Genomic DNA, 12341 nt, shown 5'->3' with positions numbered 1-12341 from the left:
ATTGTACATGATGGGGCTTTCGGATCCCCAGAAATAAAAAAGGCCGGATAATCCGGCCTTTTAGCGTCGATGCAGTCTTACTTCTCGTGCATACCGAGTTTTTTCTCCAGATAGTGGATGTTAGTTCCACCATTCTGGAAGTGCTCGTCGCTCATGATACGCATCTGCAAGTCAACGTTGGTTTTGATACCGTCGATGATAAGTTCTTGCAGGGCGTTTTTCATGCGGGCAATTGCCACGTCACGGTTTTCGCCGTAACAAATCAGCTTACCGATCATTGAGTCATAGTACGGTGGTACGGTGTAACCGGCGTAGATATGAGACTCCCAACGCACACCAAAGCCACCCGGCGCGTGGAAACGCGTGATTTTACCCGGGCTTGGCAGGAAGGTGTTCGGGTCTTCGGCGTTGATACGGCATTCTACCGCATGGCCTTTGACCACAACTTCTTCCTGTTTGATGGACAGTGGCTGACCGGCTGCAATACGCAGCTGCTCTTTGATCAGGTCAACACCGGTGATCATTTCGGTAACCGGGTGTTCTACCTGAATACGGGTGTTCATTTCGATGAAATAGAACTCGCCGTTTTCGAACAGGAACTCAAAAGTACCTGCACCGCGATAGCCGATATCCACACAGGCTTTAGAGCAACGCTCGCCGATGTAGCGACGCAGTTCCGGAGTAATGCCCGGTGCTGGTGCTTCTTCAACAACTTTCTGGTGACGACGCTGCATAGAGCAGTCACGTTCTGCCAGATAGATTGCGTTACCCTGACCGTCTGCCAGCACCTGAATTTCGATGTGGCGTGGGTTTTCCAGGTATTTTTCCATGTACACCATGTCATTGCTGAACGCGGCTTTCGCTTCAGCTTTGGTCATGGAGATGGACTGCGCCAGTTCAGCATCGCTGCGCACTACGCGCATCCCGCGACCACCGCCACCGCCAGACGCCTTGATGATTACCGGGTAGCCAATGCGTTTAGCATGAGCACGGTTAGCATCCATGTCGTCGGTCAGAGGGCCGTCAGAACCTGGAACGGTTGGAACACCAGCTTTTTTCATCGCCGTGATTGCAGACACTTTGTCACCCATCAGGCGAATGGTGTCGGCTTTCGGGCCGATGAAGATAAAGCCAGAGCGTTCAACCTGCTCAGCAAAGTTGGCGTTCTCAGAGAGGAAGCCATAACCCGGATGAATTGCCACCGCGCCGGTGATTTCAGCGGCGCTGATGATAGCCGGGATGTTCAGATAGCTTTTTACGGACGGAGCCGGGCCAATACAGACCGTCTCATCCGCCAGCAATACGTGTTTTAAATCGCGATCCGCGCTTGAGTGCACAGCGACAGTCTTGATGCCCAGTTCTTTACAGGCACGAAGAATACGCAGAGCAATCTCGCCGCGGTTGGCGATAACAATTTTATCCAGCATGTTCGCCTCGTTACTCGATGACGACCAGCGGCTCGTCGAATTCAACCGGCTGACCACTTTCGACCAGAATCGCTTTCACAGTACCTGATTTGTCTGCTTCGATCTGGTTCATCATTTTCATGGCTTCAACGATGCACAGGGTATCGCCTACATTGACTTTCTGACCGATCTCGATAAACGCTTTTGCGTCCGGGCTCGGGGTGCGGTAGAAAGTACCAACCATTGGGGAACGTACGATGTGACCACTGATTTCTGCAGCTGCTGCAGGTGCGGCTTCTGCTGCTGGTGCAACGGCTGCGGCCAGCGCAGGCTGCTGCATCATCGGTGCAGCGTAAGCTTGCTGCATTACCGGGAAGCTAGCGGCTGGGGCTGCACGGCTGATGCGTACAGACTCTTCGCCTTCAGAAATTTCCAGTTCGGAGATGCCTGATTCTTCAACCAGCTCGATCAGTTTTTTAATCTTACGAATATCCATGAGTGGGTTCCGTACTCTTGTTTAGTGTGATTGTGACAAGCGTTTTACCGCTGTCTGTAAAGCGTATGAATAACCGTCCGCACCAAGTCCGCAGATAACGCCAGCGGCGATATCCGACAGATACGAATGGTGACGGAACGGCTCCCGCGCATGTACGTTGCTCAGGTGGATCTCGATGAACGGGATACTCACCGCGAGCAGCGCGTCACGGATAGCAACACTGGTGTGCGTAAACGCGGCGGGATTGATCAGGATATAGTCCACATTGTCTTTAGCCTGATGAATACGGTCGATGAGTGCGTACTCCGCGTTTGACTGAAAATGATCCAAATCCACATTCAACGAGGCTGCTTCCGTCGCAAGACGGTTAACAATTTCACTCAATGTCAGCGTGCCGTACTTCTCTGGCTCACGGGTGCCGAGCATATTTAAGTTCGGTCCGTTCAAAACTAAGATCTGGAACTTGTCAGCCATTGTGCTGCTATCTCCTGCGATTCTCCGGTAAAAAACAAAATATACCTTCGATGCGCGATTGTCACCTTTTCAGAGGCCTAAAACCCCTGTCAGGAAAACCAAGGTCGCACATTATAACGATTTCGTAGCATTTGGCAGCTAAATACTGGTCTTATCAGGGAAGATTATCAACCGCTATCCGAAAAAGAGTCGCGGCGGATAAGTAATCTGCGGGAAAACGCACAGTTTGGCGAACTATCTCATCCACTGGCGGAACTTCTTGTAACGCCACGCTAAAAGCGCCAGGGCCAGCAGTGCGTAGATGATGGGTTGCGGGGATAAAATCTTCACTGACCACAGGTAATGTATGGGGGCGAGGATCGCGACAAGATAGACGAAGTTGTGTAGCAGTTGCCAACGCTTGCCCAGTTTTCGCTGCGCATATTGCGTCGAAGTCAGCGTCAGTGCCAGTAAAATCAGCCAGCTGACAATACCTAACGTCAGATAAGGACGCGTAACCAGCTCACGACCCAACAATGCCAGATTGTTAATACCCAGCTCAAGCAGCGCATAGCTGGTGAGGTGTAGCGTCGCCCAGGCAAAACACCATAGCCCTAAAAGCCGACGTGTACGTATCAATAATGGCTGTTTAGCGTAGCGCGCTAAAGGGGAAACCAGCAAGGTGGCCAGCAGAAATTTCAGAGCCATCCTACCGGTAAAGTGTTGAATATCCTTTGCCGGGTCGGCGCTGAAGTACCCGTGACTGGCTGCCCAAAACAGCCAGATAAAAGGAAGCAATCCCGCTAAGTGCAAAATGACCTTGAGCCAGGTTATTTGTTTTACGCTTAAACGCACTTAAAAATTCTCCCGTAAATTCAGGCCGCGATACAGAGAAGCGACCTCATCGGCGTAGCCGTTAAACAGCAGCGTTGGCTGACGCTTAACGTCCAATGCGCCGCCTGAGCCGATAAAACGTTCTGTAGCCTGCGACCAGCGCGGGTGATCCACATGTGGATTCACATTGGCAAAAAAACCGTACTCATCGGGCGCGGCCAGATTCCAGGTGGTAGGAGGGCGCTCGCGTGTGAGCTTAATACTGACAATCGATTTAATCCCTTTAAATCCGTATTTCCACGGCACGGTTAAGCGAACAGGTGCGCCGTTTTGTGGCGGGAGAGCTTTACCGTACACACCCACCGTAAGCAGGGTGAGCGGGTGCATGGCCTCATCGAGGCGCAACCCTTCTACATAAGGATAATCCAGCCCACCGCCGATAAACCGGTCCTTCTGGCCGGGCATCTCATCCGGGGAGTAGAGCGTCTGAAAAGCGACATATTTTGCATTGCTGGTGGGTTCTACCATCTCCAGTAGCTTATGCAGCGGGAACCCCACCCAGGGCACGACCATTGACCAGGCTTCGACACAGCGCATACGGTAGATGCGCTCTTCCAGCGGGAAACGGGTGGTCAGGTCGTGATGATCCAGGGTCAGGGGCTTCGCGACCTCACCGTCAATTTTCAGCGTCCAGGGATCGGTTTTCATTCCGCCAGCGTTTGCCGCCGGGTCGGCCTTATCAAGACCAAACTCGTAGAAGTTATTGTAACCAGTGACTTTGTCTTCGGGCGTTAAAGCGAGTTTGTTTTGCCATTCGGCTGGTTTGGTAAAGTTGAGTGGCGCGCCGGAAGGGGCTTTCGGGCGATCGTTACCTTTAAACCAGTCAAGCAGGTCGGCATGAGCTGCCGGTGAGAGCGTCAGGGCGGTTGCGCTGATGCCAAGCATTTTCAGGATCTGGCGGCGCTGTAACATAAAGACAGACTCGGACGTTACGTCAGCTTCCGTCAGTTTTTTGGTTTTCATGGCATCCTCCGTCATGCGTTTTTCTAAGCATGACGGAGGAGAAGGGTTAGCGCGAATATGTCACGAAAATTTGAAGATTAGACAATTTTCACCAGCGCGCGGCCGTGGAACTGGTTGTCCATGATCTTACCGGCATATTCCGGTGCCTGGCTAAGGCTAATTTCCGTTGCACTCTGGGCGTAGAATGATTCTGGCAGGTCACGAGACAAGCGTTCCCAGGCTTCTGCACGACGCGCCGCAGGGGTCATGACGGAATCCACCCCCTGTAAACGCACATTACGCAGAATAAACGGCATTACGGTGGTTGGCAGGGTAAATCCACCCGCCAGACCGCAGGCGGCTACGCAACCGTCGTAGTTCATTTGCGCCAGCACTTTTGCCAGCACTTTGTCGCCCACGGTATCGACTGCACCAGCCCAGATCTGTTTTTCCAGTGGACGGGTTTCGGCAAATTCGTCACGTCCCAGGATCCGGTTAGCACCCAGCTGGCGCAGGTAGTCGTGCGTGCTTTCGCGTCCAGATACGGCAGCAACCTGATAGCCTAATTTATGCAGCAGAGCCACGGCGGTACTGCCCACGCCACCGCTGGCCCCGGTGACAACGATTTCACCTGACTCAGGACGAATACCTGCATCTTCCAGCGCCATCACGCAAAGCATGGCGGTAAAGCCTGCGGTACCAATGATCATCGCTTTACGCCCATCCAGGCCTTTCGGCATAGGCACCAGCCAGTCACCTTTCACCCGGGCCTGAGCGGCCAGACCTCCCCAGTGGTTTTCGCCAACGCCCCAGCCGGTGAGCAATACTTGCTGTCCTGGGTGGAAGCGTGGATCTTCGCTCGTATGCACACGCCCGGCAAAATCGATACCTGGAACCATCGGGAAATTACGAATGATTTTGCCTTTGCCCGTAATGGCCAGCGCATCCTTATAATTCAGGCTGGACCAGTCGATGTCGACGGTTACTTCACCTTCCGGCAGACGGCTCTCTTCAATGGTTTGCACCGAGGCAAGCGTTTTGCCGTCCTGCTGTTCTAAGATCAAAGCCTGCATAAAGGGTCCTCACTACGTATGATGATTGGAAAAAATTTTCTGAAGACTATACTCGCTCATTGAAAGCCAATGCCGATTTAACGCAATAAATTGCCAGAAACACCAGGTTTGGTAGTATGCCGCATTTGAAATGCAAGTTAGCGCTTACTCGCTACCCCATCAACCCACGGAGTAATCTCAAGGATGCGATTAACGACGAAATTCTCGGCTTTTATCACGCTGCTGACGGGACTCACCATCTTTGTCACCCTCATCGGCTGTTCCCTGAGCTTTTATAACGCCATTCAGGACAAGCTGGTTAATCGGGTCCAGTCTGTTGCATCCGTCATTGATACGCGTCTGGTGACCACGCCGTTGCCAGCACTGTCCCGTGAACTGGATGAAATTATGGTGCCGGTTGATATCGTTCAGATAGACATCCGCCAGGGGAATTCGCTCGTCTTCAGCCATGCCCGGCAGGGAAGCTACCGTCCGGCAGGCATGATGAACCAGTATCGTGAAGTGACGGTTCATTCGCTCAAAAATCCAGGTATGACCATCAAACTGGCTTACCAGGATCCGATGGCAAATTACTTCCGCTCTTTAATGACCACCGCACCGCTTACTCTGGCGGTGGGGTTTATTGTGCTGCTGATTTTTCTGGCCGTGCGCTGGCAGCGTCGTCAGCTTTCAGGGCAGGAGCTGCTGGAAAACCGCTCGGTACGCATTTTAAATGGCGAACGTGGGCCGCAGGTTCGCGGGTCAATTTACGAATGGCCGACGCGTACCAGCAGCGCCCTGGACGTGCTGCTTTCGGAAATCCAGTTTGCCAGCGATCAGCGCAGTCGTATGGATACACTGATTCGGTCCTACGCCGCGCAGGACAATAAAACCGGCCTGAATAACCGTCTCTTCTTTGATAATCAGTTGGCTACGCTGCTGGACGATCCTGAAAAAGTGGGGACGCACGGGGTTGTGATGATGATCCGCCTGCCCGATTTTGATCTGCTGCGGGACAACTGGGGACGGGCTGTGGCGGAAGACAATCTCTTTATCCTTATCAACCTGCTGTCGACCTTTATTATGCGCTATCCTGGCTCTCTGCTGGCGCGCTATCACCGCAGCGATTTTGCCGTGTTGTTGCCTCACCGGACGCTAAAAGAATCTGAAAGCATTGCAGGTCAACTGCTTAAAGCCGTCGATGCATTGCCACAAAGCAAAATGCTCGACAGGGATGACATGGTACATATTGGTATCTGTGCCTGGCGCGGCGGCCAGTCGACTGAACAGGTCATGGAACATGCGGAAGCGGCCACCCGCAACGCTGTGTTGCAAGGGGCAAACGGGTGGGCGGTATATGATGACTCGCTGCCGGAAAAAGGTCGCGGGAATGTGCGCTGGCGAACGCTGATTGAGCAAATGCTGAGTCGCGGCGGGCCACGTATTTATCAAAAACCTGCGGTGATGAAAAATGGCCATGTACATCATCGTGAACTGATGTGCCGTATTTTCGACGGTACGGAAGAGGTGATTTCCGCAGAGTATCTACCGATGGTGCTGCAATTTGGGCTATCAGAAGAGTACGACCGCCAGCAGATTACGCGGCTTATTCCCTTCTTATCTTTTTGGCCAGAGGAAAACCTGGCATTACAGGTCACCGTCGAGTCTTTAATTCGCCCGCGTTTTCAGCGTTGGCTACGCGATATATTAATGCAATGCGAAAAATCGCAACGTAAACGCATTATTTTTGAACTTGCTGAGGCGGATGTAGGTCAACACATCAGCCGGTTACGCCCGATGGTACGTTTGATGAATGCGCTCGGCGCTCGTGTGGCGGTCACGCAGGCGGGCTTGACGCTGGTCAGCACCAGCTGGATCAAGGAACTGGATGTTGAATTATTGAAGCTTCATCCAGGGCTGGTAAGGAATATCGAAAAACGCACGGAAAACCAGCTGTTGGTTCAGAGCCTGGTTGAAGCGTGCAAGGGAACGCGAACACAAGTATTTGCCACCGGCGTGCGATCACGAAGCGAATGGCAGATGTTGACAGAGCGCGGTGTTGTGGGTGGTCAGGGTGATTTTTTTGCGTCCTCTCAGCCGCTTGACACCAATGTGAAAAAATATTTGCAAAGATACTCTGTTTGACCTGCCGTTTAATTTGTTTTCACGTAGAATATCGCGCCTGTAGCTTTGAGTTTGACGAGCAAAAGCCAGTGAACGACCTTTGACTGGTTACAAATGAAAGTGAGGGACGCTACTGTTTACTCAGCCCTGAGGGACTCAGGGGATGAATTTGTAACAAAGGAAACGTACTGCACTAATTTTCACCGTAGCAGACGATTTTTGCGCCTTGTCGCTGCTGCGTGTGGTTGGTAAAGTAAGCGGATTTTGTTTTCCGCCCCAGCTTTCAGGATTATCCCTTAGTATGTTGAAAAAATTTCGTGGCATGTTTTCCAATGACCTGTCCATTGACCTGGGTACCGCGAATACCCTTATTTATGTAAAAGGACAAGGCATCGTATTGAATGAGCCTTCCGTTGTGGCCATTCGTCAGGACCGTGCCGGCTCGCCAAAAAGCGTGGCTGCTGTTGGTCATGATGCGAAGCAGATGCTGGGTCGTACCCCAGGCAACATCGCCGCGATCCGCCCAATGAAAGACGGTGTTATTGCTGACTTCTTCGTGACTGAAAAAATGCTTCAGCACTTCATCAAGCAGGTTCACAGCAACAGCTTCATGCGTCCAAGCCCGCGTGTTCTGGTGTGTGTGCCCGTTGGTGCAACTCAGGTAGAACGTCGTGCAATCCGTGAATCCGCTCAGGGTGCTGGTGCGCGTGAAGTGTTCCTGATTGAAGAGCCAATGGCTGCGGCAATCGGTGCGGGTCTGCCTGTGTCTGAAGCGACCGGTTCTATGGTGGTTGATATCGGTGGTGGTACCACTGAAGTGGCCGTTATCTCGCTGAACGGCGTGGTTTACTCCTCTTCCGTACGTATCGGTGGTGACCGCTTCGACGAAGCCATTATTAATTATGTGCGCCGTAACTACGGCTCTCTGATCGGTGAAGCCACCGCAGAGCGTATCAAGCACGAAATCGGTTCTGCTTACCCGGGTGACGAAGTTCGCGAAATCGAAGTTCGTGGTCGTAACCTGGCTGAAGGCGTTCCACGCGGCTTTACCCTGAACTCCAACGAAATCCTCGAAGCGCTGCAAGAGCCGCTGACCGGTATCGTGAGCGCGGTAATGGTTGCCCTGGAACAGTGCCCACCAGAACTGGCTTCTGATATCTCTGAGCGCGGTATGGTGCTGACCGGTGGTGGTGCGCTGCTGCGTAACCTCGACCGCCTGTTAATGGAAGAGACAGGTATTCCTGTCGTAGTTGCAGAAGATCCACTGACTTGCGTCGCCCGTGGTGGTGGCAAGGCGCTGGAAATGATCGACATGCACGGTGGCGACTTGTTCAGCGAAGAGTAGTCGGTTGTGAAAGGGTAGCAAATTGCTACCCTTTCTCTCTGACGCGAGAATACGCATAGCCTATGAAGCCAATTTTTAGCCGTGGCCCATCGCTACAGTTTCGCCTGATCCTGGCGGTTCTGGTGGCGCTTGGTGTCATTATTGCCGATAGCCGCCTCGGTACGTTCAGCCAAATCAGAACGTACATGGATACCGCCGTCAGTCCTTTCTACTTTGTATCAAATGGTCCCCGTGAATTACTCGACTCCGTTTCTCAAACGTTGTCTTCACGCGACCAGCTCGAACTTGAAAACCGGGCGTTACGTCAGGAACTGCTGCTGAAAAATAGCGAGCTGCTGATGCTTGGCCAATATAAGCAGGAAAACGCGCGTCTGCGTGAACTGCTAGGCTCGCCGCTGCGTCAGGACGAGCAGAAAATGGTGACCCAGGTTATCTCCACCGTGAACGATCCTTACAGCGATCAGGTGGTGATCGACAAAGGCAGCGTCAACGGGGTTTATGAAGGCCAGCCTGTCATCAGTGATAAAGGCGTTGTCGGCCAGGTTGTGGCGGTCGCGAAATTGACCAGCCGCGTCCTGCTGATTTGCGATGCAACCCATGCACTGCCGATTCAGGTGCTGCGTAACGACATCCGTGTGATTGCGGCCGGCAACGGCTGTACGGACGATCTGCAACTGGAACACCTGCCAGCCAACACGGATATTCGTGTGGGTGATGTGCTGGTGACATCCGGCCTTGGCGGACGCTTCCCTGAAGGTTATCCGGTTGGGGTTGTCTCGTCTGTGAAGCTTGATACCCAGCGTGCTTACACCGTGATTCAGGCTCGTCCAACGGCAGGTTTACAGCGTCTGCGCTATTTGCTGCTGCTGTGGGGTGCCGATCGTAACGGCACTAACCCGATGACTCCGGAAGAGGTTCACCGTGTTGCGAATGAACGCCTGATGCAAATGATGCCGCAGGTGCTTCCGCCGGCTGACTCTATGGGGCCACCTGCGCCAGTCCCTGCGCCTGCTACGGGATTAACGCAGCCTCTACCGGATGCGCCACCGCCACCGCGACTCTCCCAGGGAGGGCAGTAGTGGCAAGTTATCGTAGCCAGGGACGCTGGGTTATCTGGCTCTCGTTTCTCATTGCACTATTGCTGCAAATTATGCCCTGGCCGGACGACATCCTCGTCTTCCGGCCAAACTGGGTATTGCTCATTTTGCTCTACTGGATCCTTGCCCTGCCGCACCGCGTAAATGTCGGCACAGGTTTTGTGATGGGTGCCATACTGGATCTCATTAGTGGCTCTACGCTTGGCGTGCGCGCCTTATCCATGAGCATTATTGCGTACCTCGTCGCACTCAAATTCCAGCTCTTTCGTAACCTCGCGCTCTGGCAACAGGCGCTGGTGGTGATGTTGTTGTCGCTTGCTGCGGATATCGTTGTTTTCTGGGCAGAGTTTTTAGTGATCAATGTCTCTTTCCGACCGGAAGTGTTCTGGAGTAGTGTAGTGAATGGTGTGCTCTGGCCGTGGCTGTTCCTGCTGATGCGTAAAGTTCGTCAGCAGTTTGCCGTGCAATAAAAGGTTTCTATGACGTCTGTATATCTTGCCTCTGGTTCACCGCGTCGTCAGGAGTTGCTCACTCAGTTGGGCGTCTCCTTTGAACGCATCGTTACCGGTATTGAAGAAAAACGTGCTGAGGGTGAAAGCGCCCAGCAGTACGTTTCTCGTCTGGCACGTGAAAAAGCGCGTGCTGGTGTGGCGCTTGTGCCGCGAGACTTACCGGTGTTGGGGGCAGATACCATCGTTATTCTTAACGGTGAAGTCCTTGAGAAACCCCGTGACGCAGAACATGCGGCGCGGATGCTGCGCAAGATGTCCGGACAAACACACCAGGTGATGACCGCAGTGGCACTGGCTGATAGCCAGGACGTACTGGATTGCCTGGTGGTCACGGACGTCACGTTCAGAGTGCTTACCGACGATGAGATCGCCGCGTATATCGCCAGCGGCGAACCAATGGATAAAGCAGGTGCATACGGTATTCAAGGGTTGGGTGGCTGTTTTGTCAGGAAGATTAATGGCAGCTATCACGCCGTGGTCGGCTTACCGCTGGTGGAAACGTATGAGTTGCTGAGCAATTTTAACTCACTGCGTGAGGGAAGGGATAATTATGACGGCTGAATTGTTGGTAAACGTAACGCCATCGGAAACCCGTGTGGCCTACATTGATGGTGGCATTCTTCAGGAAATTCATATTGAGCGTGAAGCGCGGCGCGGAATAGTAGGCAATATCTACAAAGGTCGTGTCAGTCGTGTACTACCGGGCATGCAGGCGGCTTTTGTAGATATTGGACTGGATAAGGCGGCATTTTTACATGCCTCCGATATCATGCCGCACACCGAGTGCGTGGCGGGCGAAGAGCAAAAACAGTTTGCCGTCCGCGACATCTCCGAGCTGGTGCGTCAGGGCCAGGATCTGATGGTGCAGGTGGTGAAAGATCCCCTGGGCACCAAAGGCGCACGTCTGACGACCGACATCACGCTTCCTTCCCGTTATCTGGTCTTTATGCCGGGTGCTTCGCACGTTGGCGTTTCACAGCGCATTGAGAGCGAAAGCGAACGCGAACGCCTGAAAAAAGTAGTGAGCGCGTACTGCGACGAGCAGGGCGGATTTATCATCCGTACTGCGGCGGAAGGGATCAGCGAAGAGGATCTGGCGTCTGATGCGGCCTACCTGAAGCGCGTCTGGACCAAGGTGATGGAGCGTAAAAAACGCAACCAGACCCGTTACCAACTGTACGGCGAACTGGCGCTCGCTCAGCGCGTATTGCGTGACTTTGCCGATGCGCAGCTCGACAGAATTCGTGTTGACTCCCGCCTGACGTATGAAGCGCTACTGGAGTTTACCGCCGAATATATCCCGGAAATGCCCGGTCTGCTGGAGCACTACTCCGGCCGCCAGCCGATTTTCGATCTCTATGACGTCGAGAACGAGATCCAGCGCGCGCTTGAGCGCAAGGTTGAGCTGAAATCGGGCGGTTATCTGATTATCGATCAGACCGAAGCCATGACCACGGTGGATATCAATACCGGGGCTTTTGTTGGCCATCGTAATCTGGACGACACCATTTTCAATACCAACATCGAAGCGACGCAGGCCATCGCGCGCCAGCTTCGTCTGCGAAATCTGGGCGGCATTATCATCATCGACTTTATCGATATGAATAATGAAGATCACCGCCGTCGCGTACTGCACTCGCTGGAGCAGGCGCTGAGTAAAGATCGCGTGAAAACCAGTATCAACGGCTTCTCGCAGCTGGGTCTGGTGGAAATGACGCGTAAGCGTACCCGCGAAAGCGTAGAGCACGTGCTGTGTAATGAATGCCCGACCTGTCATGGCCGTGGCACCGTAAAGACGGTGGAGACTGTCTGTTACGAAATCATGCGTGAAGTTGTTCGTGTCCATCACGCCTACGACTCTGACCGTTTTCTGGTCTATGCTTCCCCTGCGGTGGCTGAGGCCCTCAAAGGCGAAGAGTCGCACGCGCTGGCGGAAGTGGAAATCTTTGTCGGCAAACAGGTTAAAGTGCAAATCGAGCCGCTCTATAACCAGGAGCAGTTTGACGTCGTCATGATGTAA

The 12341-nt window shown here is 53.2% G+C and carries 12 protein-coding genes; 6 read left to right on the top strand and 6 right to left on the bottom strand.

From position 1 onward, the window contains the following. Positions 1-77: 77 nt before the first annotated feature. From accC to acuI, 6 genes are all read right to left on the bottom strand, one after another. Entirely contained in the window at positions 78-1427 is a 1350-nt protein-coding gene (gene accC, locus ACT9TW_RS02720; protein WP_446491606.1) for an acetyl-CoA carboxylase biotin carboxylase subunit, read from the bottom strand. 10 nt (positions 1428-1437) lie between these two features. Continuing rightward, positions 1438-1902, bottom strand: coding sequence for an acetyl-CoA carboxylase biotin carboxyl carrier protein (gene accB, locus ACT9TW_RS02715; protein WP_014072004.1), 465 nt, complete (start codon positions 1900-1902; stop codon positions 1438-1440). Positions 1903-1923: 21 nt separating this feature from the next. Next, positions 1924-2376: a type II 3-dehydroquinate dehydratase gene (aroQ, locus tag ACT9TW_RS02710; protein WP_436354982.1), complete on the bottom strand. Its 453-nt coding sequence runs from the start codon at positions 2374-2376 to the stop codon at positions 1924-1926. Positions 2377-2610: 234 nt separating this feature from the next. After that, positions 2611-3210 carry a protein-methionine-sulfoxide reductase heme-binding subunit MsrQ gene (msrQ, locus tag ACT9TW_RS02705; protein WP_315686993.1) on the bottom strand — a complete coding sequence of 200 codons (600 nt, stop codon included), beginning with the start codon at positions 3208-3210 and terminating at the stop codon, positions 2611-2613. Continuing rightward, a complete protein-coding gene (msrP, locus tag ACT9TW_RS02700; RefSeq protein WP_446491605.1) occupies positions 3211-4212 on the bottom strand; it encodes a protein-methionine-sulfoxide reductase catalytic subunit MsrP in 1002 nt (333 codons plus the stop codon). 77 nt (positions 4213-4289) lie between these two features. After that, positions 4290-5264, bottom strand: coding sequence for an acrylyl-CoA reductase (NADPH) (gene acuI / locus ACT9TW_RS02695; RefSeq protein ID WP_446491604.1), 975 nt, complete (start codon positions 5262-5264; stop codon positions 4290-4292). 183 nt (positions 5265-5447) lie between these two features. Between acuI and csrD the strand changes: the two genes are divergently transcribed. The 6 genes from csrD to rng all read left to right on the top strand — a co-directional run bounded on the left by csrD (position 5448) and on the right by rng (position 12341). Continuing rightward, on the top strand, positions 5448-7388 hold the full coding sequence (gene csrD, locus ACT9TW_RS02690; protein WP_446491603.1) for an RNase E specificity factor CsrD: 1941 nt from the start codon (positions 5448-5450) through the stop codon (positions 7386-7388). A gap of 280 nt (positions 7389-7668) precedes the next feature. Continuing rightward, entirely contained in the window at positions 7669-8712 is a 1044-nt protein-coding gene (gene mreB / locus ACT9TW_RS02685; RefSeq protein ID WP_000913396.1) for a rod shape-determining protein MreB, read from the top strand. Between the two features lie 62 nt (positions 8713-8774). After that, a complete protein-coding gene (mreC, locus tag ACT9TW_RS02680) occupies positions 8775-9791 on the top strand; it encodes a rod shape-determining protein MreC (RefSeq protein WP_182062716.1) in 1017 nt (338 codons plus the stop codon). Further along, complete coding sequence (gene mreD, locus ACT9TW_RS02675; protein WP_014071997.1) at positions 9791-10279, top strand: rod shape-determining protein MreD; 489 nt, start codon at positions 9791-9793, stop codon at positions 10277-10279. Before mreC ends, mreD begins: the two co-directional genes overlap by 1 nt. Before the next feature lie 9 nt (positions 10280-10288). Beyond that, the gene (locus tag ACT9TW_RS02670; protein ID WP_014071996.1) at positions 10289-10882 is read left to right on the top strand and encodes a Maf family protein; all 594 of its coding nucleotides are present in this window, start codon (positions 10289-10291) and stop codon (positions 10880-10882) included. Then, positions 10872-12341, top strand: a complete 1470-nt coding sequence (gene rng, locus ACT9TW_RS02665) for a ribonuclease G (protein WP_014071995.1) — start codon at positions 10872-10874, stop codon at positions 12339-12341. The genes ACT9TW_RS02670 and rng overlap by 11 nt, the downstream gene beginning before the upstream one ends.

It is taken from the genome of Enterobacter sp. C4G1, assembly GCF_052886895.1.
Note: the sequence above shows the minus strand (reverse complement) of the source record. Positions and strands in the feature narration are given on the sequence as shown.